Below are 25977 nucleotides of genomic sequence, written 5' to 3'. Positions count from 1 at the left end.
ATCCCCGTAAGACTCTGCCTTTTTTTTCACAAATGTAAACTATGCAGGTAAAGGAGACTACAAAGATGACTAGCATGAATGAGATTAAATATCACTTCCCAGAAGGATTTTGGTGGGGATCTGCAGCATCTGGACCTCAAACAGAAGGTGCAGCAGAAGTCGATGGCAAAGGGAAAAATATTTGGGATTACTGGTATGAAATTGAGCCCACTCGCTTCTTTGATGGGGTAGGTCCTGATAAAACATCTCAATTTTATTATAAATATAAAGAGGATATTCGCTTAATGAAGGAAACCGGACACAATTCGTTCCGTATGTCGATTCAATGGGCTCGCTTAATTCCTGGTGGTAAAGGTGAAGTGAATCCTAAGGCTGTTGAATTTTACAACAATGTCATCAATGAAATGATTGCTCAAGGGATTGAACCATTCGTTAACCTTTTCCACTTTGACATGCCTTGGGAACTTCAAAAGATTGGTGGATGGACGAATCGTGAAACCGTTAATGCTTACGTAAAATATGCACAAACATGTTTTGAACTCTTTGGTGATCGGGTGAAATATTGGTTTACCCATAATGAGCCTATCGTACCGGTAGAAGGCGGATATTTATACGATTTCCACTATCCTAATGAAGTTGATTTTGGGAAAGCTGTTCAAGTCGCATTCCATTCGATCCTTGCTAGTGCAAAGGCAATTCAAGTTTATAAAGAATTAAAACAAGAAGGAAAAATTGGGATCATCCTGAACTTGACACCTTCATATCCAAGAAGTCAAAATCCTGCTGATTTGAAGGCAGCACTACTCGCTGATGCATTCTTTAATCGCTCTTTCCTAGATCCATCTGTCAAAGGGGAATTCCCTCAGGAATTAGTACAAATTCTAAAGAAAGAAGGATTTGTACCAGAAATGGAAGCTAGTGATTTAGAGATCATTAAAGAAAACACCGTCGATATTCTTGGTGTTAACTACTATCAACCGAGAAGAGTAAAGGCAAAGGAAAATCTACCGAATCCAGATGCTCCATTTATGCCTGAACATTTCTTTGATAACTATGTCATGCCTGGTCGTAAAATGAATCCTCACCGTGGATGGGAAATCTACGAAAAGGGTGTATATGATATCCTAACAAACCTTCGTGAGAATTATGGAAACATTGAATGTTTAATTTCAGAAAATGGAATGGGCGTTGAAGGTGAAGAGAAGTTCCGTGATCAAAATGGTATTATTCAAGACGATTATCGGATTGAATTTATTCAAGACCATTTAAAATGGGTTCATAAAGCCTTGGAAGAGGGAGCGAACGTTAAGGGCTATCATTTATGGACGTTTATGGACAACTGGTCTTGGACAAACGCTTATAAAAATCGTTATGGATTCGTTTCTGTGAATTTAAACAAAGACGGTGAAAGAACGATTAAAAAGAGCGGACAATGGTTTAAAACCGTTTCTGAACATAACGGATTTTAAAGATGGTCGCTTAGACCATCTTTTTTTTCAAAATATATGTTTGTGAATTCTTGCACGATAGCATCGAAAAAATCAAAAACTAACAGTCATTTTCTTTAAGTTGATGTATGATATAGAAGACAGCGCTTGTGTAAGGCGTTAGAACGACATCTATGTGCAATCAACCTATAGAAAAAGAATTTGTTAATAGGGTGGAGACCGTTCATGCCAAAATACGAAACTATTTCTTCGGTGATGAGAAAAAGAATTAGACATCAGTTTTATCCCATTGATCAACCTATACCAGATGAAATTACTTTAGCAAAAGAGTTTCAATGTAGCCGTATGACGATGAAGCGGGCGTTGGATATATTAGTGAAAGAAGGCCTACTATATCGAAAAAGAGGCCATGGCACATTTATTATTCAATCTGCCATATCTCAGAATGTTGTCAACGTCGGATCAAACGAAAATCTAGGATTATCGAGGCTACTTAAAGGAAAAAAAGTGACAAGTCAGGTCATAAAATTTGATGTACAGTTTCCTTCTCAGGAAGTTGCTGAACACTTAGCAATTGATCTAAAGACCCCTGTCTACTTTTTAATCCGTCTGAGATTAGTTGATGATGAACCATATGTCATGGAAAAAACATATATGCCTACGACGTTAATTCCAGGAATTACGGATGAAACGCTATTTGGATCAATTTATGAATACATTCGTGAGACTTTAGGTCTTACGATCGCAGGATCTCATCGAAAAATAAGAGCATGTAAATCAGAGGAACTTGACCATCAATATTTAGCGTGCTTACCATATGACCCGATTTTAGAAGTGGAGCATGTAGGTTTTCTCAATAATGGGGTACCATTTGAATATTCTTTTTCACGCCATCGATACGATAAATTTGAGGTAACGACCATCAACTAGAAACATTGCATTGGAGGAATGGACTATGCTAGGGGCAATTGAAGCTGGCGGAACAAAATTTGTATGTGCTGTTGGAGATGAGAAAGGGACAATCATAGAGCGAATTCAGAATCCCTACTACTATACCTGAAAAAACAATGAAGGAAGTCATAGCATTCTTTCAAAAATATGAAGTGGACGCCATTGGGATTGGCTCCTTTGGTCCGATTGATGTAAATAAGGAAAGCCCAACCTACGGATACATTACCTCTACGCCAAAAACGGCTTGGAAGGATTATCCGTTTATCCAAACGATGAAGGACGCATTTTCGGTTCCAATTGGTTTTAATACTGATGTGAATGCGGCCGCTTTAGGTGAAGCAACTCTTGGCGCTGCAAAGGGATTAGATAGCTGTCTCTATATAACTGTAGGAACAGGGATCGGTGCTGGTGCATTAGTACAAGGAAAACTGTTGCAAGGCTTATCCCATCCTGAAATGGGACATACCTTTGTTCGAAGGCATCCGAATGATTCATATGACGGAACATGTCCATATCATAAGGATTGCTTAGAAGGTTTAGCAGCGGGTCCGGGTATTGAAGCGCGATGGGGCGAAAAAGGAATTGATCTTTCAGAGCGTTCTGAAGTTTGGGAGTTAGAAGGCTATTATATTGCTCAAGCTCTCATGCAATACATTTTGATCATCTCTCCGAAGAAGATTATTCTTGGTGGGGGAGTCATGAAGCAAAAGCAGGTATTTCCTTTTATTTATAAACACTTAACAGAGCTCATGAACCATTATGTTGATTTACCTGAATTAACCGATTACATCGTTTCTCCTGGATTAGGAGATGATGCTGGAATTACGGGCTCACTACTACTTGCTTATGAAGCACTTCAACAAGATTAATTAGGGAGGAAAAAATTTTGCAACCATTATTTTTACAACCTGTTTTTAAAGAAAGAATTTGGGGCGGTACTGCTTTAAATAAAGAGTATGGATACGACATTCCAACGGATAAAACAGGAGAATGCTGGGCAATTTCTGCTCATCCGAACGGGCCCTCTGTGATTGAAAATGGTCCATATGCGGGGCAAACATTGAACAGCCTTTGGAAAGAGTATCCAGAGCTATTTGGTAATCCGACAGACGAGGTCTTTCCGCTATTAACGAAAATCTTGGATGCGAATATGGATTTGTCTGTTCAAGTACATCCAGATGATGCTTACGCCTTGGTGAATGAAAATGGGGAGCTAGGGAAAACCGAATGCTGGTATATCATAGATTGTAAAGAGGGAGCTGACATGATCTTTGGTCATAACGCTCAAACGAAAGAAGAGCTCCAGCAAATGGTGAACGAAGGTAGTTGGAATGATTTGCTTCGTCGCGTCAAAATTAAGCCAGGTGATTTCTTCTATGTACCGAGTGGGACGATTCACGCATTATGCGAGGGGACACTTGTATTAGAGACACAACAAAGCTCTGATACGACTTACCGAGTATATGATTATGATCGTCGTGACGATCAAGGGAATCTTCGTGAACTACACTTAGAAAAAGCTATCGAAGTTACAACCGTTCCTCACGAAGCTGTCAAAAGCACACCAACTGTTGAAACAAAGGGAGACGCAACGATTACAACCTTTGTAAATTCTGAATTTTTCTCTGTGTACAAATGGGATGTGAATGGTAAAGCTCCATTCTCTGCACCAGTTAACCAATATTTACTCATAAGTGTGTTAAAAGGGGAAGGTTCGTTTCACCATAACGGAGAAACATATCTATTAACGAAAGGAACTCATTTCATCGTCCCAGTTGGAATGGCTGAATTTGAAGTTTCAGGAAACTGCGAACTGATGGTTTCTCACCCTTAAGAACAAAGAAGACGGTGGACCAGTTTGTCTACCGTCTTATTTTGTCTACACTTGTTGGTTAGAAAATTATGGATTTCGCCTTTGTGGATAACTCTTATAATTAGTCTATCTACGTCTAGCTCCAGCGCCTATCGCCTATCGCCTATCAAACTTCAGGTCCCCTCCCTACGATAAGTCAATCTCGATTCGCTAACGCTCATCGGATTTCCTATATCTCAGTCGAGGCCCTTCCAGTTATGTACGGCGATGAACAAGGCGCTTGCGCTTTTGTACTTTAGTACTTTGTCGTTGCAGAAAATGATATAATGCTCCGATAAGGTTGGCGTCATTTTTAAAATGACAAATTTCAATCACTGGACGGATTTTGGCAATTTTTACAGAATCAAGAATTTCGTCTAACTTCGTTTGAATTTCCTTAATAAGATCTGTTCTACTGCTTATTGCTCCTCCGATAATAATTTTCTCTGGATCATACACGTATTGGAGATTATAAATCCCATGTGCTAGATAGTGATAAAATTCATTGATTGCCTCAAGACAATCTTGATCTCCATTTTCCGCTTCAGTAAATACTCTTTTTCCATTATACCCTTCAACCAGGACAGATTTCCTTTTGGCTACATTTTCGATTAGCCCACGAGTAGAGGCGAGGTCGCTCCATGTATAAGCTTGGCCATTTTCAAGTTTCATCACCATATAGCCAACTTCTCCACCGTGGAGATTAGCTCCGTGATGGATTTGACGATTTTTCACGACAGCTCCTCCGATTCCAGAACCAATCACGATAAATAAGACGTCTTGATTTTGACGTGCTGCACCTTTCCATACCTCTCCTAACGCTGCGCAATTAGCATCGTTTTCAATTTCAATCGGAAGACCAGTAGCATTACCGAAAACCTCCTTAAAGTTTGGTCCATGAATACAAGGCAAAGCACTCGCACCACCAATGACACCACTTTCACTATTGACGCCCCCTGGACAGCTAAGGGCAATCCCTTTTAATTCGTATGTTTCTTTATGTATATTTGTAACTTTTATTATTTCCTTCGTAAATTTATCGAAATTATTCGCAGAGGATATGTAATCTCCCTTCGTTAGAATGTCACCTTGTTCGTTCATAACGGCATACTTAACGGAGCTACCTCCGACATCAAACACTAAATAATTATTCAATTTTTGAACTCCAATCCTTCATTAATTTTTAGAATTTACTCCATAATTCAAGTAAATTATGATAAAAGAAGCTTATCAATATTATTTTATTATGTCTATACTCATAAAATCAAAAGTATAGACATTTATTTTTTAACGTTTATAATAGAGTGTAAGCGCATAACATTTTTTTACCAACAGAGGAGTGACCCACATGATACATAAAGAACTAAGTCCATTTCCAAAGAATTTTCTTTGGGGCGCAGCTTCGGCTGCCTACCAAGTTGAAGGTGCTTGGAATGAAGACGGAAAAGGCGTTTCAAACTGGGACAAGTTTGTCCGTATTCCCGGTAAAACATTCAAAGGGACGACAGGTGATGTGGCGGTAGACCATTACCATCGCTATAAAGAAGATGTTCTGTTAATGGCTGAAATGGGAATGAAGACCTATCGTTTTTCTGTTGCTTGGACGCGAATCTTTCCGAATGGAAAAGGTGAACTCAACGAACAAGGTTTACAATTTTATGATCAGTTAATTAACGAATTGAAGGCAAATAATATTGAACCGATTTTAACATTATACCATTGGGATTTACCACAAGCTCTCCAAGATGAGTACGGTGGCTGGGAGTCTAGACAGATCATCGAGGATTTTACCCGTTACAGTGTTGAATTATACAAGCGTTTTGGAGATCGGGTAAAATATTGGGTCAGCCTAAACGAGCAAAATATTTTTACCATGTTTGGCTATCGTATGGCTACTCATCCACCAGGTGTAATGGATGATAAGTTATTTTATCAGGTCAATCACCATGCCAATCTTGCTAATGCAAGTGTCATTAAAGAATTTCGTAAATATGTTCCAGATGGAAAAATCGGCCCTAGCTTTGCCTATTCTCCTGCTTATTCGCTAACATCTAACCCGAAAGATATTATAGCGGCTGAGAACGCTGAAGAATTAAATAACCATTGGTGGATGGATATTTACGCATGGGGGAGATATCCGAAGGCAGCGTGGAATTATTTAGAGAAGAACGGCCTTACTCCTACAATTGAAGAAGGGGATTTCGAATTATTACGTAAAGGTACTCCGGATTTCATGGGATTAAATTATTATCAAACGACGACCTACGAAGAAAATCCATTAGAAGGTGGAGTAGGAGCGGCTGACATGAACACGACTGGGAAGAAGGGAACCTCAAAGGACACGGGGATTCCAGGAGTTTTTAAAACAGTAGAAAATCCAAACCTGGAAAGAACCGACTGGGATTGGAATATTGATCCCCACGGACTGAGAATTGCCCTCCGTCGTATTACCGATCGTTATGAACTACCGATACTAATTAGTGAAAATGGACTAGGTGCATTTGATAAGCTTGAAGAAGGGGATGTCGTCAACGATGATTACCGTATTGACTTTATCCGCGCCCACGTCCAAGCAATGCAAGAAGCGGTTTCCGATGGTGTAGACTTACTTGGTTATTGCGTATGGTCCTTTACCGACTTACTAAGCTGGTTAAACGGATTCCAAAAAAGATATGGTTTTGTTTATGTTAATCAACATGAAGAAGGAGAACATGACCTGCGTCGCGTGAAAAAGAAAAGCTTCTATTGGTATAAGAAAGTGATTGCTTCAAATGGTGAGGTTCTATAAGATCGTTTTTAGCTTCACATTTTAATCGTTAGGATAGATGCCATGTATGAAAAACATCAGGATGTCAACTGCTATAGAAAAAGCAGTGTTTGTATGGAGGATTCCATCCTTCCCGATTCTTTTTCTCATTAATACGATATTTGGATTGTCCATGTCCTTTTTTGTTCCGTTTTCATCACTTTTGGGCATTGATGAAGTTGGAATGAGCAATGCAAGCTTTGGAATTTTTATGACCGTTATGGCGATAGGTGGGGTGGTAATCAGTAGTTATATTGCCAAACGCTCTGACACAAAAACAAGCCGGAGGACGTTATTACTACTGACTTCGCTTACCGGTATTCTTGGTTATACTTTATTTGCATTTTTAAGGGACTATCTTGCCCTCATGCTCACAGCCTTTGTATTGCTTGGTACCACAGCAGCTGCGGTACCACAGCTTTGGGCGTATGCTCGAGATGCATTGAAGGCAGCAAAAATCCCAAATGAAGAAACCCCTTTTATTATGAATGTCTTAAAAGGGCAGAGGCTTTAAAAAAACAAAACTCCGACATGTATCGGAGTTTTGTTAGATCTCACGAAATACACTTTCCACATCTCGATAACCAGTCCGATCTCCAAAGCTTGGATCGTCTGGTTCTAAAGTCCAAAGATTATTTAGCGGGGATAGACCATCCTTATCATTTTTGCGAAACGATGTATGTATATGATAGGTTTTTCCATTTTTGGTGACTGTGTAGCCCATATGGTAAATATCATCCTGTCCATCTTCCTCATAAACCCCGATTTCATCGAGTTCAAATCGTTCAAGATACTGCTGGAATGGTTCCTGTAAGTCCTCCATGACTCTAGAGCGAGTTAAGTACTCCACTATGCGCACCCCTTTCAAACAATCAGATGTATTTAATATGCGTCTACAAACGAAAAATATCCAGATGCTTTATCTCCATTTTTCCTCCAATACTTCAATAAACGCTTCCACATTTTTATTATTTTCCATAATTGGTGAGTATACATAAGAGAAGGTTCTTGTGAATGATTGATTGTAGATGGGAAGAATCGCTAAGTAACGATGCTCCAACTCCCTTTTTATCGCATGTTTAGAAAGCAAGGAAACCCCTAAACCATTAATGACAGACTCCTTTATTGCTTGAATGCTATTCATGGTGAGAAGTGAATTTATTTTTAATCCATTTGTACTTAAGATTTCTAATAAAAAATCTCGATTTCCAGAACCGACTTCTCTTGATAACCATGTCTCCTTCTTTAAGTCGTGAAAGGTAATCTCCTGTTTTCCAGTAAGCAGATGAGCTGGTGAGGAAACAATGAAGAATTCTTCCTCCATAAAAGCTACAATTCGTAGATCTTTTTCCATCGCCTCTCCTTCAATAAATCCTATATCTATTTGAAATTGACGAACATATTGTAGAATTTCCTCTCGATTCCCAATCATCATTTCAATTTCAAGCGTAGGATATTTCTTTTGGAGTTCACATAGGATAGAGGGTAGGATATACTCCCCAATTGAATAGCTTGCACCAATCGTTAATTTTCCGGCAATTTTATGATGAAATTCGAGAATTTCTTGTTTCGCAATATCGTAGACTTCAATAATTTTCTTTGCACGCAGTAACAGTAACTGGCCACTTGGTGTTATTTTCAAAAATTTAGGTGAGCGTTGAAATAAATCGGTATTGAATTCCTTTTCCAAGTTTTTAATATGAAGGCTGACCGTCGGTTGAGACATGAGAAGTTTATCTGCGGTTTTTGTAAAGTTTTTCACTTCGGCTAATGTCACAAATGTTTTAAGTTCTTCTAATTGCATCGATCTCCCACCTTATGATTAGGAATGTTGATGATTCCGATTATTTAAAATTATTTTACATACGGCTATTTCTTCGTTAAAGTTTTGAATTAAATAAAAGGTTTTTTTTGAAAAGACAGAACATGATGAATTTTTTTAACTATAAAACCTACTTATTTGATAGGAAAAGTAAATATAATGATATATTACCAAATTTTTTGTGAGGTGGATAGTATTGCAAATACATGTAGGGAATAGTCCATTTAATCAGGAACAAGCAGAACTCATTAATCAGCTACTCGCGACATTAACAGATTCACAAAAAATCTGGTTAAGTGGATATTTTTCCGGTTCGATATCTGTGCAAGGAGAAACAGCGACAGAACAACCAAAATCATCACCGACACCGAAGGAAGTGGTGATCCTTTACGGGTCACAAACTGGGAACGCACAAGGATTATCAAAAAAAGCAAAAGAGCGACTGGAAAGTAATGGCTTTAAGGTAAATGTCATCGCCATGAATGATTTTAAACCGAATCAATTGAAAAAGATCGACAACCTTCTACTCCTCGTTAGTACACATGGTGAAGGGGATCCGCCTGACAATGCCATTATTTTTCATGAGTTCCTACATGGGAAAAGATCACCGAAGCTTGATAAATTGAACTACTCCGTCTTAGCGTTGGGTGATAGTTCATACGAGTTCTTCTGTCAGGTTGGAAAAGAATTTGACCAACGATTAGAAGAACTGGGAGGGACGAGGATATATCCACGCTTTGATTGCGATCTGGATTTCGAGGAGCCAGCTGATGAATGGTTAGAAGGAGTTATTAAAAGCTTAAAAGATTCGAATCTATTAAACGAGCAAGCAATAACAAACGTGGTAACATCATCTATTCCAACAACTTCTACCTATTCACGAAGCAATCCTTTTAAAGCTGAGGTATTAGAAAATCTTAATCTAAACGGAAGAGGATCGAATAAAGAGACTCGCCATATAGAATTATCATTGGAAGGTTCAGGACTAAGTTATAAACCGGGTGATAGTGTAGGCATACTTCCTGATAATGACCCACAGTTAGTTAAGGCACTGATTCAGGCATCGAATTGGAGTCCAGATGAATCTGTCACCATAAATAAACAAGGAGATATTTTATCGTTCAAAGAAGCGATTACGAACTATTACGAGATAACAGTTGTGACGAAACCTCTTTTACAAAAGATACAAGAATTTCTCCAGCATGATCGCTTAAATGATTTGTTAGAAAAAGGGAATGAAAAAAAACTGAGAAGTTATATCGATGGTCGGGACCTACTCGATGTGATCAATGATTTTGGCGTATGGGGGGGAAAGGCACAAGAATTTGTCTCCATTCTCCGCAAAATTCCTCCTCGCTTATACTCCATTGCTAGTAGTTATGAAACTAACCAAGAGGAGGTTCATTTAACGGTTGGAGCAGTAAGATACAGCGCCAATGGACGAGAAAGAAAAGGGGTATGTTCCACATTATGTGCAGAAAGATTAGACATTGGGGACAAGGTACCTATTTTTATCCAGACGAATGAACATTTCCGTTTGCCAGAAGATCCAGATACGCCAATCATCATGATCGGTCCTGGTACAGGAGTAGCTCCGTTTAGATCCTTTATGCAAGAACGTGAAGAACAAGGTGCTGCAGGGAAGTCTTGGTTATTTTTCGGTGACCAGCATTTTATGACTGATTTCCTTTATCAAACGGAATGGAATCAATGGTTAAACAATGGTGTTTTAACAAAGATGAATGTTGCTTTTTCCCGTGATGGGAAGGAAAAAGTTTATGTGCAGCATCGGATGAATGAGGAAAGTAAAGAATTTTTCGCCTGGCTACAAGAAGGAGCTGTCCTTTATATCTGTGGAGATGAAAAAAATATGGCGAAGGATGTTCACGAAACTCTCATTGAAATTGTTGAGAAGGAAGGGAACTTAAATCGTAAAGAGGCGGAAGAGTATGTAGCAAAGCTTCAACAACAAAAACGATATTTAAGAGACGTATATTGAGTAGAGAGGAGAACGACGAGATGGGGAACAAAACGATAAAAGCACCTGATGGACCTCCAAGTAACAATGAAAAGTTAAAAAGAGAGAGTGATTTTTTACGTGGAACATTGAAAGAAGAAATGGCAGACCCTACGCATGCAAGAATTTCCGATAATTCGAATCAATTAATAAAATTTCATGGAAGTTATCAGCAAGATGATCGAGACCTACGGAATGAACGGCAAAAACAAAAGCTAGAACCAGCCTATCAATTTATGATTCGGGTCCGACTCCCTGGTGGGGTAGCGACAACAGAGCAGTGGCTCATTATGGATGAGATTGCCGAAAAATTTGGCAATCAAACGTTGAAATTGACGACAAGGCAGACCTTTCAAATGCACGGAATTTTAAAATGGAATATGAAAGATACCATGCAAGAAATTAATCAAGTATTATTGGATACAATCGCTGCCTGTGGAGACGTGAACCGGAACGTCATGAGCAACGCTAATCCTTTTCAATCCGAGCTACATGCTGAAGTGTATGAATGGTCGAAGAGACTTAGTGATGATCTCCTTCCCAAAACAAGGGCCTATCATGAAATTTGGTTAGATGAGGAAAAAGTGTTCGCCAGTCCTGAAGTAGAAGAAGTAGAACCGATGTATGGTCCTGTATACTTACCAAGAAAATTCAAAATTGGTGTAGCCATTCCTCCTTCTAATGATGTCGATGTTTTTTCACAGGATTTAGGGTATATTGCCATTGTTGAGGATGACAAACTGCTCGGGTTTAATGTTGTAGTCGGTGGAGGAATGGGAATGACCCACGGCGATAAGGAAACTTACCCGCAAGTTGCCAAGGTGATTGGGTATTGCACACCAGAACAAATGGTCGATGTAGCGGAAAAGATTATTACGATCCAGAGAGATTATGGGAATCGTTCCAATCGGAAAAATGCCCGATTTAAATACACGGTCGATCGTCTCGGTCTTCCAACAGTAAAAGAAGAACTAAATAAGCGACTAGGATGGGAATTGACAGAAGCGAAACCATTTAAATTTGACCATAATGGAGATCGTTATGGTTGGGTCAAAGGGGTAAAAGGAAAATGGAATTTCACCCTCTTTGTTGAAGGTGGAAGAGTGAAAGATTTTGAGAATATTAAAATCAAAACAGGAATACGAGAGATTGCCAAAATTCATAAAGGTGATTTCCGACTGACTCCTAATCAAAACTTAATTATTGCCAACGTATCGAGTCGCAATAAGAAACAAATAAACGAGTTGTTGGAAAAGCATGGTTTAACTGATGGACATCATTTCAGTGCTTTACGACGAAATTCAATGGCCTGTGTTTCACTGCCTACATGTGGATTGGCAATGGCTGAAGCAGAACGATATTTACCTACTTTGATCGATAAAATCGAAACGATTGTTGATGAGAATGGTCTTCGTGACGAAGAGATTACGATTCGAATGACGGGTTGCCCAAACGGGTGTGCGAGACATGCACTTGGAGAAATCGGTTTTATCGGCAAGTCATTAGGAAAATACAATATGTACTTAGGAGCGGCATTTGATGGCAGTCGCCTTAGCAAATTGTATCGGGAAAATATCGGGGAAGAAGAGATTCTTTCAGAGCTAAAAGTACTTCTTTCAAGATATGCGAAGGAAAGAGAAGAAGGCGAACACTTTGGTGATTTTGTCGTTCGAATAGGAATAGTGAAAGAAACGACAGATGGAACCAATTTTCATGTTCTTCAGTAAGCTATCTTTAGTTAGAATATTTCGTCTTTAAATGTTGACAAATCACATCGAAATGGTAGGATTAACATAACTTTATTGGTGAAATATACAATTTATGTATGAGAGGAGGGCGAATCGCTCTGAAACCAGCAGAATGGCAGAACACGGTCAAACATATAGAAGAAATGCTGGCGACTTTGAAATTTGGGTCGATTACATTAGTCGTTCAGGATGGAAAGATCGTACAAATTGAAAAAAATGAAAAGATTCGTCTTCCTTAGACACTTGCTGACTAGACAAACTAGAGGCAGGCTCCTACTTTTTTAAGGGGAAGCCTGCTTTTTGAATGATAAAGGAGGTTTAACTGATGAAAACCAAGATCACCTATGATAACTGGCAGCCCATTTCCCATTTATTTGAAGTGGATGAAGAATATAAGGGAGCGCTCTCCGTTATTGAATGGGCATTCCGAATGTATCCAGAGGAAAAAATTACTTATGCTTCAAGCTTTGGAGCAGAAGGGATCGTCTTAATTGACCTCATTCATCAGGTAAAGCCTGATGCTCATATCGTTTTTTTAGATACAGATTTGCATTTTCCAGAAACGTACGAGGTCATCGAAAAGATAGAAAAACGGTTTCCCACACTACGAATTGAAAAAAAGAAACCAGCATTTACCCTAGAGAGGCAAGCTGAAAAATATGGAACGGCATTATGGAAACGGGACCCAAACCAGTGCTGCCATATTCGTAAGGTCGTACCATTACGAGAAGCGATAGGTGAAAAAGAAGCCTGGATTTCAGGTCTAAGAAGGGAACAATCACCTTCGAGAGCTCAGACAGAATTTCTCAATAAGGATGATAAATTTAAAAATGTGAAAATATGTCCGTTGATCCATTGGACGTGGGACGAAATTTGGGCATATATTAAAGCACATGAACTTCCATACAATGAATTGCATGATCATCTATACCCGAGTATCGGTTGTTTTCCATGTACACAGCCAGTCACGAAGGATGGTGATTCTAGAGCCGGCCGCTGGACTGGTAGTAGCAAGACGGAGTGTGGACTTCACACAAGCTAGAGGAGGTTGGCACGATGGTTATCTTGGCCATTCTCATTGCATTATTTTTTGCTCTTAACATAGGTGCCTCAGGTGCCGCTGCATCGATGGGAATTGCTTATGGAACAGGCGTTGTTAAAAAGAGGATGGCATTATTTCTTTGTGCCATTGCTGTATTCCTTGGTGCCTATTTAGGCGGCGGAGAAGTTGTGAAAACATTAGGGAGTGGTATTGTTCCAGGAAATACGTTCACGGTTTCTGTTACCATCCTTGTCCTACTTTCTGCCGCTTTATCATTATTTTTGGCAAATATATTAGGAATTCCACTATCGACAAGTGAGGTCGTTGTAGGCGCCATTGTCGGTGTTGGAATTGTCTATCAATCTCTATTTATGGATAAGTTAGCATGGATCTTACTATTTTGGGTGCTTACACCTATTGTTGCCTTTGTCATGGCTGTTATCGCTTCAATGATTCTCAAAATCAAGAGAATAAAAGCGTGGCTAAAAAATCCCTCAATCAGTCGCACTTTACCGATCATTGTCATCGTGATGGGAATGTTTGAAGCCTTTTCCGCTGGGATGAATAATGTGGCAAACGCAGTCGGTCCATTAGTTGGAGCAGAAATTCTTTCCACCCAATCAGGGATCTTGTGGGGAGGCTTGTTCGTTGCAATAGGAGCTCTTGTTTTAGGCAAAAGGGTTCTGGAGACGAACGGAAAGAAGATAACGAGCATACGACTAGAAGATGGGTGCATTATTTCTGGAACAGGGGCAAGTATTGTCATAACCGCTTCCCTTTTTGGTATACCAGTTCCTTTAACGCAAATCACGACCAGTTCTATTATCGGCATCGGTTTTGTAAAGGACGGATTTGCTGTATTAAAAAAGAAAATAGTCGTCCAATTATTAACCGTTTGGGTTGTATCCCCGATCATATCGATGGTGCTTTCCTATAGTCTGATCCAATTGATCATTGAGAAAAATTTCTATCCAATACTCATCCTTTCTACCGTGCTTTTTGTCATTATCGGAACAGTTTTAGTAATAAAAAGAAGAAATGTTCCTATACCAGCACAAACGAGAAAGGAAACATCTTTAACAGAAAAAAGTTAATTTATATTGAAAGGATTGAGGAATTTGTCTTTTTTACCAAGTCCACACGGTGGAACATTAATCCAATTATATCAACCGGACTTCGATATAAAATCTATAGTAAAAGAAATCAATATTGATGCCATTGCATTGAGTGATCTTGAATTGATCGGAGTTGGCCTTTTTAGTCCACTTACAGGCTTTCTTGGAAAGAAAGACTATGAATCTGTCGTGGAAAATATGCGTTTAGCCGATGGGAAGGTGTGGTCGATCCCGATTACATTGCCTGTTTCACCGGCTGTAGCAAAAGGGTTAACAGAAGGTGAAACATATAAGCTAAAATTCAACGGAGAAACATATGGAATCATCACTGTCTCAGAATGGTATGAGCCAAATTTACAAAAAGAAGCCCTCGAAGTTTATAAAACAGACGAAAGCGCACATCCGGGAGTGAAGCATCTTTTTCAAAGAGGTAATATCTATGTTGCAGGAGATATTATTCTCGTTAAAAAACCTGATAAGGGCACTTTCGCTAATGTTTGGTACGAACCAAAAGAAACTCGTGCCCTATTTGAACAGAAGGGCTGGAAAACAGTCGTTGGTTTTCAAACAAGAAATCCCATCCACCGTGCTCATGAATATATTCAAAAAGTAGCACTAGAAACAGTCGATGGTTTATTTGTAAATCCTCTTGTAGGCGAGACGAAAGCGGACGACATCCCAGCTGATATTCGCTTAAAAAGCTATCGAGCCTTACTTGAAAACTATTATCCTACAGAACGAGTTCATCTCGGAGTCTATCCAGCTGCGATGAGATATGCAGGACCAAGAGAAGCGATTTTCCATGCAATTGCTCGCAAAAACTTTGGCTGCACTCATTTTATCGTTGGAAGAGACCATGCAGGTGTCGGGAATTATTATGGAACATACGATGCCCAACATATCTTTAATGAATTTACTGAAGAAGAATTAGGAATTAAACCATTATTCTTTGAACATAGCTTCTATTGCAAAAAATGTGAAGGAATGGCTTCAGACAAGACTTGTCCACATGGAGTAGAGGATCGTGTCATTCTTTCTGGAACAAAGGTAAGAGAAATGCTGAGGGACGGGATCTTACCACCATCTACTTTTAGTAGAAAAGAAGTGATCGAAGTTCTAATCGAAGGACTAAAGGAAGCCACATCCGTGACAGGAGGGAGATGAAGTTGAAATCTACGAATCTTACATGGCATAAATCAACCATTTCGAAACTAGAGCGTCGAAACCAAAATGGTCATGGAAGCTGCGTCTTATGGTTCACTGGACTATCCGGTTCCGGTAAGTCAACGATTGCTAATGCTGTTTCCAGTGAATTGTTCCGCCATGGGATTAATGAATATGTTCTTGATGGTGATAATATTCGCCATGGACTGAATAAGGATTTAGGCTTTAGTGAAAAAGATCGTACAGAAAATATTAGACGAATCGGGGAAGTCGCGAAATTATTCGTCGATAGTGGCAAAATTGTCACGACAGCGTTTATCTCTCCATTTCAATCTGACAGGGATCAAGTTCGTGCCCTGTTTGAGGACGATGAATTTTTTGAAATTTATATTGATTGCCCTCTTGAAGAATGCGAGAAACGCGATCCGAAACAGCTTTATGCAAAAGCAAGGAGAGGGGAAATTAAAGATTTTACAGGTATTAACTCTCCATATGAAGCACCGAAATATCCAGATTTAGTGATTCACACAAATGAATTAACGATTCAAGAGTCTGTTGAAAAAATAGTAGGCTTTTTGCAGAAGAAAAATCTCCTTTAAAGGAAGGGTGAGGGGTCAATGGTTGGCAAAGTATATTTAGTTGGAGCTGGTCCTGGCGACCCTGAATTAATTACTGTCAAAGGTCTTCGTTATATTAAGGAAGCAGATGTGATTCTTTATGATCGCTTAATTAATAAGGAACTTTTACAGTATGCAAAGGATGACGCACTGCTTGTTTATTGTGGAAAACATCCTCAAGCACATACAATGAAACAAGAAACGATTAACCATTTTCTTGTTAAATATGCAAAAAAAGGTCTTCAAGTCGTTCGTTTGAAGGGGGGAGACCCGTTTGTATTTGGACGTGGTGGTGAAGAAGCGCAAATCTGTGTGAGTAATCATATCCCCTTTGAAGTAGTTCCGGGAATAACAGCAGGGATTGGGGCTGCCGCTTATGCGGGCATCCCTATTACCCATCGTCATATAAGTAAAAGTTTTGCCATCATTACAGGGCATCAAGCAGGAGATGTAGCAGCAGAACAGCAATGGTATCATTTGGCAAACGGAGTCGATACACTCTGTGTCTATATGGGGGTTTCTCAGCTTCCAACCATCATCAACAATTTACTGAAGTACGGTAAGGATCAGGATACTCCAATTGCTCTTATTCAATGGGGTACATTGCTAGAACAAAAAACAGTAGCTGGTACACTTGAAACCATTTGTGAAATGGTCATGAAGGAAAATATCTCTAATCCGAGTATGATCGTCATTGGAGAAGTGGTAAGACTTAGTTCTCAATTGAATTGGTTTAATGAAGAAATGAGAACTTATTTGACAGCTGCAGAAGGTTCATGAAGAGGGAGTGACGATTATGAAGGCCGTTCTTTTTGTAGGACACGGTACTCGTTCAAAAAAAGGGGCTATAGAAGCCATACATTTTATCGAGTCAATCATGGAAAAAATACAGGTTGACATACAAGAATTGAGCTTTCTTGAGCTTACTTCTCCAACGATAGATGAAGGATTTCTCCGATGTGTTGAAAGAGGTGCAACTGAGATTACCGTTGTTCCAATTCTTCTTCTGACAGCTGGACATATGAAAAAGGATATCCCTGAAGTAATCCGTTCGCTTCAGGAGCAATATCCTCACATAAATGTTTTCCTCAAGGATGCATTTGGGGTTCAAGAAGAAATAATCGATGCGATGGCCGATTTAGTTTTGCAGGCAGTACCTGATTTAACAAAAGAGGATGCTTTATTAATTGTCGGTAGAGGAAGTAGTGAGCCAGATGTACATAATGCTTTTTCTAAAATTGAAAAAGGAATTCAAACACGGCTAAAATTTTCCGCAATATCGACTTGTTATTTAGCAGCAGCTAAGCCAACTTTTCAAGAAGGATTAGAGAATATCCTTGAAAAAAGGAAGAATCGAGTAATTGTTATTCCATATCTTCTATTCTCAGGTCTTCTTTTATCAGAGATTAACCAAAGGTGTAAAAAGTTTGGCACGAAAATCATTCAAGTGGAACCATTGAGCCGTCATGATGCGATGCGAAATGTCGTTGTACGATCGGTGCTAGAGGTGAAAAAATGCAAGCGTTTATGCTTGATTTAAGAGGGCAAAAGGTGGTCATTGCTGGCGGCGGTCGAATTGCAGCCCGTAAAGCCTATACTTTGATAGATGAAAAGGCTGAAATTACATTTATCGCTCCAGAAATTTGTCAGGAAATTGAAGATCTTATTGTTCATAGTGGTTTCAACTGGGTGAAAAGAAAGGCTCTTCAAAGTGATTTTGAAGGGGCTTTTATTGTTATTTTAGCGACGAATGACCGAAAAACAAATCAGGAATTAATGAAATCTCTTCCTCCAAACCAGCTCGTTAATGTTGTCGATAAACTTCCTCTGTCTGAGGAAGAAAAAATGGAAAAATTGGAGATACTTTTAGATGAACGATATTTAAGGGATGAAGTTGCTCGAGAAGAAGCACTAAGATGTTTGAAGAATTATGAAAGAAACAATACATGTATAAATTGAAAAAACAGGATAAAAATACTATAATATGGATAGGACTAATTACCTACTAAAGACTCTTAATTTAATAATGTGGAAAAAGGTAAATTTGTTGAAAGATGAAGACGCAAAACTATAGGGGCTAACGTACATATACCATTCCTACCAGTTACCGATTAAGAAGTGGGAGGTTAATTAGATTCGATTGGCCTTTTTTCATGAGAAAGTGGGACAACATGTGCCTAACCATATTGAAAACTTAGATGAATTAAAACGTAAAATATATTTATTTGCGGCACCCTTACTTGTGCTCACAATCTTTCTCAACAATTTATTAGATTATTATGAAGCTACCAGCTATTATTTAGGTATTACATTGCTGTTCTATTTTTCTTTTAGTTGGATCATGATTTACAAGAGATGGTACTTTCGTTTTATCGAGATCTCCAATTTGTTTTTAGTTAGCCTTTATCAATTAAATCAATATTATCAATCCGTACAAATCAATCTTGTAGAAGGGAATTATACACTCGGGGATTTTACGATGTGGATGCCCTTATATGTTATTTATATATATTTAACATTAGGTAGGAAAAAAGGAGTATTGTTTGCTTGCTTTGTACTAGCGTTAACCGCAAGTATCGGAATTCAATTTGTCCCATATTATGAAGCGAATTCTATTGACTCCATCATTCAATATCATGTCGCTAATACAGTCTATATTTTTGCTTTCTACTGTGCTCAGATCGCCTTTGGTGTATTTTCTGAGTTAAAAACGATTAAATCAACTGCCTATATTGATCCATTGACAGAAGTCCAAAACAGAAGGAAGCTGGACTTAAACTTAGATCTCTACTGGGAAAAAGCCAATACCTCAAAGCAGGAATTATCGATTATTTTAATCGATCTTGATAGTTTCAAGAAAATAAATGATCAATTTGGACATGACATTGGTGATCATGTTTTGCGAGAATTTAGCCAAGTGATCTCTAAAACGTTAAGAAATGATGAGATTTTTGGTCGTTGGGGTGGAGAAGAATTCATGGTGTTATCACCAGCTTCCCTGCTAAATGCTAGTAAATTAGCGGAACATTTAAGGTATTGTATTGAGCAGCATCAATTTCATGATATTCCAATATTAACCGCGAGTTTTGGGGTAAGTCATTATATTCCAGGAGATACAAAGGAGACTTTAATTAAAAGAGCGGATATCGCCCTTTATGAAGCGAAATCAGAAGGGAAAAATCGAGTAAGAGTTTGTTGAAATCAATAATAAAGACCAGATCAGTGATCTGGTCTTTTTATTGGTTATTCTTTATATATTAACAATATAAATCATACATGATATTCCAATATTGCTGTTGCAATAAAAAGAATATCATCTTTAATCGTATTTTTTATCGTCATGTCTTGACATTCTTGATACTCATTTAATAACTGCTTAAGTTCATTCATAAATATGTTAAGTTCCGTATCTGCGATCATATGATAATATGCTCCTAGTCGTTATTTCGTACAAAGACTTTATACCCATAAAGCAAACTTATTAAACGTTGAATGACAATGAGCATGTGCGAAAATTTTATAGAAGTTTTACATGCAATTAATATTCCCCATATAAGATCAGATTAAAATAGGTGCTAACGAAGTAAGAAGGGGGATTATCGATGATTACGAAGTTTGCGCAAAATCTCTATCGATATGATTGTGGATTGTTTCATTCTTTAAATTGCCTTTTTGAACGTAAAGCACTCAATATCTTTTTTTCCCGAATCACTTATTTTGGAGGAGCCACATTTACAATCGCTTTCTGTCTATTTGTCATCCTTTTCGTAGAAGCTCCTGTAAAAATGTGGGGAGTCCAAAGCAGTCTTGCTCTTTTATTTAGTCATCTATTAGTCATGATCATTAAGAAAATCTATCCAAGGGAACGTCCCTATATATCTATAAAAGATGCATTCGTCGATATCAATCCGTTAAAAGATCATTCTTTTCCGTCAGGACATACGACAGCCATTTTTTCGATTATTACTCCATTTATCATTCATCTACCGATCGCTAGTCTATTCCTATATCCAATTGGTTTCGCTGTAGGAGCTTCTCGGATTGTATTAGGATTACATTATCCATCCGATGTACTAGTAGGAGCCCTTATTGGAACTGTTTTTGCGATTCTTTTCGTGACGATCATTTAAGGAGGGAAGACCTGAATGAAAATTGCCATTTTTACTGATACATTCACACCTCAAGTGAACGGGGTTGCATTAACCTTTCAGCGCTTCGTGGATTATTTAGATAAAGAAGGGGTCGAATACCGATTATTCGTTCCCGAAACGGAAGAAACAGATTTATTTTCTAATCAAATTTTCAGATTCGCCAGCTATCCGTTTTTCCTCTATCCGGAGTGCCGCCTAGCCTTTCCGAATGTCCTGCATATTAAAAAAGAGCTTGAGCAGTTTAAACCAGATATCATTCATGTTGCAACACCTTTTAATATTGGGCTAGCAGGAATCTATTATGCGAAAAAACTCGGTATCCCTCTAGTCGGTTCATACCATACCCATTTTGACCGCTATCTACAATACTATGATTTACAATTTTTATCTAATTTCATATGGAAATACCTACGATGGTTCCATCGTTCCTTCAAAAAGACATTCGTTCCCTCTTATGAAACAAAAACTGAACTCATAAACAGAGGGTTTGCAAATGTGGATATTTGGAGTAGAGGAGTCGATTGTTCGCTATTTCATCCCCATTATTCCTCCACTCGTGTAAGAAATCAATATGAAATAACAGAGTCATATATTTTAAGCTATGTCGGTCGCCTTGCTCCTGAAAAAGATCTAGATGTTCTAATGGATATCGCCCACCAATTACCTGAGCACATAAAAAAACAAGTTCACTGGTTGATTGCTGGAAATGGTCCTCTCTATGAAGAGTTACAACAGCAAAAGCCCGAAAATATGACTTTTACCGGATATATCAAAGGGAAAAGCTTAGCAGAGCTCTATGCAGCCTCTGATCTGTTTGTTTTTCCTTCAAGCACGGAAACGTTTGGAAATGTGGTATTGGAATCATTCGCATGTGGAACTCCAGTCGTTGGAGCAAAAGCAGGTGGTGTTCAAGAAATCATTGAACATTACCGTACAGGGATTCTATGTCATCCAGGAAATGTAGATGAATTTATTGAGAGCATTACTGAATTAGTAAGCAAGAAGTCGATTCTTAAAATGATGAGTTTAGAGGCACGAAACTATGCGTTAGGCCAATCATGGGAACGGATTTTTTCTGACCTCCTGCTTCAGTATGAAGATGTGATTACCGAAACGGAAACGAATCGTTTGATTGCAAATATGTAATACGGGAGGGGTATGTTTGGAGAAGAGAGAAATTACGATTGTTGGTGCTGGTTATGTCGGTTTAGTTACAGCTGTTGCTTTGGCAGAAATCGGACATAAAGTAACTTGTATGGATGTCGATAAGCTAAAAATTAATGTATTACAGGCGGGGCAATCCCCAATTTATGAACCTGGATTAGAAGAACTTTTACAACAAAACTTGGACCGAAGAAATCTTTCCTTTACTTTCAATCATCATGAGGCCATTATCGAAGCTGAGGTCATCTATCTTGCAGTTGGAACTCCATCCAAGAAAGACGGTTCAGTTGATTTAACCTATCTATTGGAAGCAGCAAAAGCAATCAGTTATGCAGCAACTGGTGAAGTAGTCGTCGTCACGAAAAGCACAGTCCCCGTTGGCACAAGTGAAATGGTCAAGAACTACATTGAAGAACATGCCTTACATGAAGTGAACATTCATGTCGTCTCAAATCCAGAATTTCTTCGCGAAGGGCAAGCCCTCCATGATACATTTCATGCTGAACGAATTGTCATCGGTGCAGATGATGATTACGGGGCAAATCTGTTAATGGATATTTATGAGCCTTTCAACATCAACATCATCCGAACAGATTTAAGAAGTGCAGAAATGATCAAATATGCGTCCAATGCATTTTTAGCAACGAAAATTAGCTTCATTAATGAAATTGCAAATATTTGTGAAAAACTCCATGCTAATATTGATGATGTTGCCAGAGGAATGGGAAGTGACTCACGAATTGGCCATCAATTTTTAAAAGCAGGAATTGGCTATGGCGGCTCATGTTTTCCAAAAGATACGAATGCCCTTATGCAAATTGCCGGCCATTTAAGTCATGAATTTGAATTGCTTAAATCTGTCATTCATGTAAATAACCGCCAACAAGCTCTCCTTTTTGAAAAAGCAATGGACCGTTTCGGACGACTTTCTGGGTTAAAAGTGGCACTCCTCGGTCTATCATTTAAACCAAATACAGATGATATGAGGGAATCACCAGCACTGACCCTTGCTGATAGACTTGTCAAAGAAGGGGCAGAGGTGACAGCCTTCGATCCGATTGCTTATGAAAAAGCAAGAGCAGTTCTCCCGAAAGAGAGCTCAGTTACATCAGATATACGACAAGCTCTCTATCAAGCAGATCTCGCATTTATTGTGACAGATTGGGATGTCATCAAGGAGCTTTCTTTATCTATTTATGAAAAATTCATGAAAAGCCCTGTAATTTTTGACGGTAGAAATTGTTACTCGCTTGAGGAAGCGTCTAGGCATGCCATTGAATACCACTCAATTGGGAGAAGAGCTGTGTGTAATTTAAAAGAAATATTTTCATCGCTTTGATATTTGAGCGAAATATTAGAATGACTAGGAATTTACAATAGAACGAGGACGTCGACACGGTGTCCTCGTTTTATTTTCTATTAAGAGTTGGTAGAAAGTCTCCCTAGCGGACCATTTTCATCAATAATATCGTTCAATTCATAGATTGATAGAGGAAACATTGGGAAACCGAAAACATATGGTGTTATATCATAGAGCTGAAAATAAATAACTAATGTTTTATCAGCAATATAAAAATCCTGGTCGGGTTTAATCTGCGAAAACTCATTTAATAAGGAGATCTCTCTTTTCTCAATTTGTTCTTTGATTAAAGTTGAAATCCTCTCTATATAAGGACTACTCGGCTTAAAAAGATCTGCCAATGTAGAAAGCTTTTGCTTTTGCAGGTCAAATGTTAACGATTTTAAATAGGTCATGCCATGAGCTGCCCGATCATGATATGTGTAATTGGAAAGTAACAAACTTAAGACTTCTCGTTGATTATTTTTGATTTCATAAGTTCCGAGCATCTCAGCTACTGTTGAAGGCATATTTCCGACTTGGGTATCGATTAAAGTTTGAACCACTTTCACGATCGAATCGTTCATTCGTTTCTCAAAAAAATGGTTTCTTATTCCTCTGATTCGCGGATAATAAATGCTCTTTCGAGGCGCTTCTCCGATATGCAATGTATCAACTTTGACGGGAAAATCATTACTCATATATCCTCACCCTTTTTCACAGTATATTGGGATACACGGTTATAGGTTAAAAAAAGATGCACCCGTCAAAAGATAACGAGTGCACAGATGATATTATGATGCCTGTTGTTCATGAAGAGCATGATTTGATTTTTTTCTAGAAGGTTTAATATGAAAAATCACATTTAACACAATCGCTGTTAAGCTTCCAATTACAATTCCGTTACTTGTTAAAATATGAATTCCTTCTGGAAGGTTATCAAAAATAGCAGGTACAGTTGTGACGCCAAGCCCCATTCCAATGGAACAAGCAACAATTAACAGGTTTTCCTGAGAGTTGAAGTCGATCTTGCTCAGCATTTTAATCCCTGCTGCAATGACCATTCCAAACATTGCAACCATTGCACCACCTAATACAGATGTTGGGATAACCGTTGTAAAGGCACCAATTTTCGGAACTAATCCAAGTATTACTAGAAAAACACCAGCCGTGTAAATGACACTCGTTCGTTTAACCCCAGAAAGCTGAATAAGACCGACGTTTTGAGAATAGGTCGTATAAGGGAATGCATTAAAAAGACCGCCTAACACAATGGCCAAACCTTCTGCACGATACCCTTTCGCCAAATCTTTTTCAGAGATTTTTCTATCAGTAATTTCTCCAAGTACAAAATAAACCCCAGATGATTCTACTAAACTAATAATTGCTACAATCGTCATCGTAAGAATGGCTGACCACTCAAATGTTGGCATTCCAAAGTAGAACGGTGATGGCATGTGTATCCATGATGCTTCAACAACTTCACTAAAATCAACCATTCCCATAAAATAAGCAACAGTTGTACCAGCTATAAGTCCGATTAAAATCGAAATAGAACGGATAAATCCTTTTGTGAAACGATACAAAAGTAAAATAAATAACAAGGTAGAGAAGGCAAGAGTTATATTGGCTAGTGAGCCATAATCTGAGCTTCCTTCACCACCAGCGATGTTATTCATGGCAACAGGAATAAGCGTGATTCCAATTATTGTCACTACAGAACCGGTAACGACTGGAGGAAAGAATTTTACTAGTTTGCTAAAAATAGTAGAGATTACCATAACGATTAATCCTGACACTAAAATCGCACCGTATATAGCTGAAATGCCATGTTCTCCACCAATGGCAATCATCGGTGCAACTGCGGTAAAGGTACAGCCGAGTACGACTGGTAACCCAATTCCGAAAAAGCGATTTTTCCACACTTGTAAAAGGGTAGCCACTCCACACATTAAGATATCAATGGACACTAAATACGTAAGCTGTGCCCCTGATAATCCTAGTGCACCACCAACAATAATCGGAACAATGACAGCTCCTGCATACATCGCAAGTACGTGCTGTATCCCTAATGACGTTGTTTTGAAAAAGTTTTTATCCATTATCGAGTAGCCTCCACTTCATCTTTAAATTGAACGCCTTCATCTAATGAAGCAATTCGTGCAAGGGATTCTACGCGAAAACCTTGTTCTTGAAGGAGACGACTACCATCTTGGAATGATTTTTCAATGACGATGCCAATACCTGAAATTTCTGCACCAGCAGCTTTGACAATATCGACTAAACCTAAGGCGGCTTGTCCATTGGCTAAAAAATCATCAATAATCAAAACGTTATCTTCTTTACGTAAAAATTGATTGGATACAGAGATTTCGTTTGTTTCATTTTTCGTAAAAGAATGAACCTTTGCTGTCAGTAAATCGTTGACAAGTGTAAGTGACTTTCGTTTTCGAGCGAAAATAACGGGAACCTCTAGTTCTAAAGCAGCCATCAATCCAGGTGCAATACCAGAAGATTCGAGCGTTAACACTTTTGTAATCTTCTCATCTTTAAATCTTTTGGCAAATTCCTTTCCAATCTCAACCATCAATACTGGATCGATTTGGTGATTTAAGAATGAATCTACCTTTAATACCTGCGAGGAAAGAACCTTTCCTTCTGCTCTAATTTTATCTTTTAATCGTTTCATATTTTTCCTCCTATAATGAAAAAAACCTGAACATCATCGCACTCCTCAAACA

At 38.5% G+C, this 25977-nt stretch carries 26 protein-coding genes, 1 pseudogene and 1 riboswitch; of the genes and pseudogenes, 20 read left to right on the top strand and 7 right to left on the bottom strand.

Translation table 11 applies throughout. The annotated features are described in order from the left end of the window. Positions 1–74 precede the first annotated feature (74 nt). The 4 genes and pseudogenes from AA0X71_RS12020 (at position 75) to manA (ending at position 4233) form a co-directional block, all read left to right on the top strand. On the top strand, positions 75–1469 hold the full coding sequence (locus tag AA0X71_RS12020; RefSeq protein ID WP_413362573.1) for a glycoside hydrolase family 1 protein: 1395 nt from the start codon (positions 75–77) through the stop codon (positions 1467–1469). A gap of 204 nt (positions 1470–1673) precedes the next feature. Continuing rightward, positions 1674–2378, top strand: coding sequence for a GntR family transcriptional regulator (locus tag AA0X71_RS12015; RefSeq protein WP_413355555.1), 705 nt, complete (start codon positions 1674–1676; stop codon positions 2376–2378). Positions 2379–2403: 25 nt separating this feature from the next. Further along, positions 2404–3268: pseudogene (locus AA0X71_RS12010) on the top strand (ROK family protein). A gap of 14 nt (positions 3269–3282) precedes the next feature. Continuing rightward, complete coding sequence (gene manA, locus AA0X71_RS12005; protein ID WP_413362571.1) at positions 3283–4233, top strand: mannose-6-phosphate isomerase, class I; 951 nt, start codon at positions 3283–3285, stop codon at positions 4231–4233. Positions 4234–4467: 234 nt separating this feature from the next. Here the strand turns inward: manA and AA0X71_RS12000 are convergent, their stop codons facing one another. Beyond that, positions 4468–5406, bottom strand: a complete 939-nt coding sequence (locus AA0X71_RS12000; protein ID WP_413355554.1) for an ROK family protein — start codon at positions 5404–5406, stop codon at positions 4468–4470. A gap of 193 nt (positions 5407–5599) precedes the next feature. Between AA0X71_RS12000 and AA0X71_RS11995 the strand changes: the two genes are divergently transcribed. Further along, positions 5600–7039 carry a glycoside hydrolase family 1 protein gene (locus AA0X71_RS11995; RefSeq protein WP_413355553.1) on the top strand — a complete coding sequence of 480 codons (1440 nt, stop codon included), beginning with the start codon at positions 5600–5602 and terminating at the stop codon, positions 7037–7039. Between the two features lie 46 nt (positions 7040–7085). Further along, positions 7086–7571 (top strand): MFS transporter, encoded by a 486-nt coding sequence (locus AA0X71_RS11990; protein ID WP_413355552.1) that lies wholly within the window; start codon positions 7086–7088, stop codon positions 7569–7571. 33 nt (positions 7572–7604) lie between these two features. Here AA0X71_RS11990 and AA0X71_RS11985 read toward each other — a convergent pair whose 3' ends face one another. Together AA0X71_RS11985 and AA0X71_RS11980 are read right to left on the bottom strand one after the other, a co-directional pair. Beyond that, complete coding sequence (locus AA0X71_RS11985) at positions 7605–7907, bottom strand: DUF5634 family protein (protein WP_413355551.1); 303 nt, start codon at positions 7905–7907, stop codon at positions 7605–7607. Between the two features lie 69 nt (positions 7908–7976). Further along, positions 7977–8861: a LysR family transcriptional regulator gene (locus tag AA0X71_RS11980; protein WP_413355550.1), complete on the bottom strand. Its 885-nt coding sequence runs from the start codon at positions 8859–8861 to the stop codon at positions 7977–7979. A 214-nt stretch (positions 8862–9075) separates the two neighbouring features. Here AA0X71_RS11980 and AA0X71_RS11975 point away from each other — a divergent pair, with 214 nt between their 5' ends. From AA0X71_RS11975 to AA0X71_RS11925, 11 genes are all read left to right on the top strand, one after another. Continuing rightward, complete coding sequence (locus AA0X71_RS11975) at positions 9076–10878, top strand: assimilatory sulfite reductase (NADPH) flavoprotein subunit (RefSeq protein ID WP_413355549.1); 1803 nt, start codon at positions 9076–9078, stop codon at positions 10876–10878. A gap of 20 nt (positions 10879–10898) precedes the next feature. After that, positions 10899–12623 (top strand): assimilatory sulfite reductase (NADPH) hemoprotein subunit, encoded by a 1725-nt coding sequence (cysI, locus tag AA0X71_RS11970; protein ID WP_413355548.1) that lies wholly within the window; start codon positions 10899–10901, stop codon positions 12621–12623. Positions 12624–12736: 113 nt separating this feature from the next. Further along, complete coding sequence (locus AA0X71_RS11965) at positions 12737–12883, top strand: YezD family protein (protein ID WP_413362569.1); 147 nt, start codon at positions 12737–12739, stop codon at positions 12881–12883. Between the two features lie 86 nt (positions 12884–12969). Continuing rightward, positions 12970–13686, top strand: a complete 717-nt coding sequence (locus AA0X71_RS11960) for a phosphoadenylyl-sulfate reductase (RefSeq protein ID WP_413355547.1) — start codon at positions 12970–12972, stop codon at positions 13684–13686. A 14-nt stretch (positions 13687–13700) separates the two neighbouring features. Next, the gene (locus AA0X71_RS11955; protein WP_413355546.1) at positions 13701–14780 is read left to right on the top strand and encodes an inorganic phosphate transporter; all 1080 of its coding nucleotides are present in this window, start codon (positions 13701–13703) and stop codon (positions 14778–14780) included. Positions 14781–14804: 24 nt separating this feature from the next. Then, the gene (gene sat / locus AA0X71_RS11950; protein WP_413355545.1) at positions 14805–15965 is read left to right on the top strand and encodes a sulfate adenylyltransferase; all 1161 of its coding nucleotides are present in this window, start codon (positions 14805–14807) and stop codon (positions 15963–15965) included. Continuing rightward, positions 15962–16564, top strand: a complete 603-nt coding sequence (gene cysC, locus AA0X71_RS11945) for an adenylyl-sulfate kinase (RefSeq protein ID WP_413355544.1) — start codon at positions 15962–15964, stop codon at positions 16562–16564. The genes sat and cysC overlap by 4 nt, the downstream gene beginning before the upstream one ends. Before the next feature lie 18 nt (positions 16565–16582). Next, on the top strand, positions 16583–17362 hold the full coding sequence (cobA, locus tag AA0X71_RS11940; RefSeq protein ID WP_413355543.1) for a uroporphyrinogen-III C-methyltransferase: 780 nt from the start codon (positions 16583–16585) through the stop codon (positions 17360–17362). Between the two features lie 16 nt (positions 17363–17378). Next, complete coding sequence (locus tag AA0X71_RS11935) at positions 17379–18122, top strand: sirohydrochlorin chelatase (protein ID WP_413355542.1); 744 nt, start codon at positions 17379–17381, stop codon at positions 18120–18122. Beyond that, positions 18098–18541: an NAD(P)-dependent oxidoreductase gene (locus tag AA0X71_RS11930; protein WP_413355541.1), complete on the top strand. Its 444-nt coding sequence runs from the start codon at positions 18098–18100 to the stop codon at positions 18539–18541. The genes AA0X71_RS11935 and AA0X71_RS11930 overlap by 25 nt, the downstream gene beginning before the upstream one ends. A gap of 68 nt (positions 18542–18609) precedes the next feature. Further along, positions 18610–18694, top strand: a riboswitch (cyclic di-GMP riboswitch). 28 nt (positions 18695–18722) lie between these two features. Then, positions 18723–19781 (top strand): GGDEF domain-containing protein, encoded by a 1059-nt coding sequence (locus AA0X71_RS11925; RefSeq protein ID WP_413355540.1) that lies wholly within the window; start codon positions 18723–18725, stop codon positions 19779–19781. 71 nt (positions 19782–19852) lie between these two features. Here the strand turns inward: AA0X71_RS11925 and AA0X71_RS11920 are convergent, their stop codons facing one another. Beyond that, positions 19853–20002, bottom strand: coding sequence for a hypothetical protein (locus tag AA0X71_RS11920; RefSeq protein WP_413355539.1), 150 nt, complete (start codon positions 20000–20002; stop codon positions 19853–19855). 182 nt (positions 20003–20184) lie between these two features. Here AA0X71_RS11920 and AA0X71_RS11915 point away from each other — a divergent pair, with 182 nt between their 5' ends. From AA0X71_RS11915 to AA0X71_RS11905, 3 genes are read left to right on the top strand one after another with little or no spacing between them, the layout of a single operon-like run. Next, positions 20185–20712, top strand: a complete 528-nt coding sequence (locus tag AA0X71_RS11915) for a phosphatase PAP2 family protein (RefSeq protein ID WP_413355538.1) — start codon at positions 20185–20187, stop codon at positions 20710–20712. Positions 20713–20727: 15 nt separating this feature from the next. Beyond that, positions 20728–21879, top strand: a complete 1152-nt coding sequence (locus AA0X71_RS11910; RefSeq protein WP_413362398.1) for a glycosyltransferase family 4 protein — start codon at positions 20728–20730, stop codon at positions 21877–21879. Between the two features lie 16 nt (positions 21880–21895). Next, on the top strand, positions 21896–23236 hold the full coding sequence (locus AA0X71_RS11905) for a UDP-glucose dehydrogenase family protein (RefSeq protein ID WP_413362396.1): 1341 nt from the start codon (positions 21896–21898) through the stop codon (positions 23234–23236). 80 nt (positions 23237–23316) lie between these two features. Here the strand turns inward: AA0X71_RS11905 and AA0X71_RS11900 are convergent, their stop codons facing one another. The 3 genes from AA0X71_RS11900 to AA0X71_RS11890 all read right to left on the bottom strand — a co-directional run bounded on the left by AA0X71_RS11900 (position 23317) and on the right by AA0X71_RS11890 (position 25925). Continuing rightward, positions 23317–23937, bottom strand: coding sequence for a DUF3298 domain-containing protein (locus AA0X71_RS11900; RefSeq protein ID WP_413362394.1), 621 nt, complete (start codon positions 23935–23937; stop codon positions 23317–23319). A gap of 93 nt (positions 23938–24030) precedes the next feature. Beyond that, positions 24031–25338, bottom strand: coding sequence for a nucleobase:cation symporter-2 family protein (locus AA0X71_RS11895; RefSeq protein WP_413362392.1), 1308 nt, complete (start codon positions 25336–25338; stop codon positions 24031–24033). Further along, positions 25338–25925, bottom strand: a complete 588-nt coding sequence (locus AA0X71_RS11890; RefSeq protein ID WP_413362390.1) for a xanthine phosphoribosyltransferase — start codon at positions 25923–25925, stop codon at positions 25338–25340. The genes AA0X71_RS11895 and AA0X71_RS11890 overlap by 1 nt, the downstream gene beginning before the upstream one ends. Positions 25926–25977: the final 52 nt, after the last annotated feature.

It is taken from the genome of Robertmurraya phoenicis (genome assembly GCF_047302285.1).
GTDB lineage: Bacteria > Bacillota > Bacilli > Bacillales > Cytobacillaceae > Robertmurraya.
Note: the sequence above shows the minus strand (reverse complement) of the source record. Positions and strands in the feature narration are given on the sequence as shown.

Coding starts and splice junctions, on each gene's coding strand:
- AA0X71_RS12020 (WP_413362573.1), top strand. CDS start 75: ATGAATGAGATTAAATATCACTTCCCAGAAGGATTTTGGTGGGGATCT.
- AA0X71_RS12015 (WP_413355555.1), top strand. CDS start 1,674: ATGCCAAAATACGAAACTATTTCTTCGGTGATGAGAAAAAGAATTAGA.
- AA0X71_RS11995 (WP_413355553.1), top strand. CDS start 5,600: ATGATACATAAAGAACTAAGTCCATTTCCAAAGAATTTTCTTTGGGGC.
- AA0X71_RS11990 (WP_413355552.1), top strand. CDS start 7,086: ATGAAAAACATCAGGATGTCAACTGCTATAGAAAAAGCAGTGTTTGTA.
- AA0X71_RS11980 (WP_413355550.1), bottom strand. CDS start 8,861: ATGCAATTAGAAGAACTTAAAACATTTGTGACATTAGCCGAAGTGAAA.
- cysI (WP_413355548.1), top strand. CDS start 10,899: ATGGGGAACAAAACGATAAAAGCACCTGATGGACCTCCAAGTAACAAT.
- AA0X71_RS11960 (WP_413355547.1), top strand. CDS start 12,970: ATGAAAACCAAGATCACCTATGATAACTGGCAGCCCATTTCCCATTTA.
- AA0X71_RS11955 (WP_413355546.1), top strand. CDS start 13,701: ATGGTTATCTTGGCCATTCTCATTGCATTATTTTTTGCTCTTAACATA.
- cysC (WP_413355544.1), top strand. CDS start 15,962: ATGAAGTTGAAATCTACGAATCTTACATGGCATAAATCAACCATTTCG.
- cobA (WP_413355543.1), top strand. CDS start 16,583: ATGGTTGGCAAAGTATATTTAGTTGGAGCTGGTCCTGGCGACCCTGAA.
- AA0X71_RS11935 (WP_413355542.1), top strand. CDS start 17,379: ATGAAGGCCGTTCTTTTTGTAGGACACGGTACTCGTTCAAAAAAAGGG.
- AA0X71_RS11930 (WP_413355541.1), top strand. CDS start 18,098: ATGCAAGCGTTTATGCTTGATTTAAGAGGGCAAAAGGTGGTCATTGCT.
- AA0X71_RS11920 (WP_413355539.1), bottom strand. CDS start 20,002: ATGATCGCAGATACGGAACTTAACATATTTATGAATGAACTTAAGCAG.
- AA0X71_RS11915 (WP_413355538.1), top strand. CDS start 20,185: ATGATTACGAAGTTTGCGCAAAATCTCTATCGATATGATTGTGGATTG.
- AA0X71_RS11910 (WP_413362398.1), top strand. CDS start 20,728: ATGAAAATTGCCATTTTTACTGATACATTCACACCTCAAGTGAACGGG.
- AA0X71_RS11900 (WP_413362394.1), bottom strand. CDS start 23,937: ATGAGTAATGATTTTCCCGTCAAAGTTGATACATTGCATATCGGAGAA.
- AA0X71_RS11895 (WP_413362392.1), bottom strand. CDS start 25,338: ATGGATAAAAACTTTTTCAAAACAACGTCATTAGGGATACAGCACGTA.
- AA0X71_RS11890 (WP_413362390.1), bottom strand. CDS start 25,925: ATGAAACGATTAAAAGATAAAATTAGAGCAGAAGGAAAGGTTCTTTCC.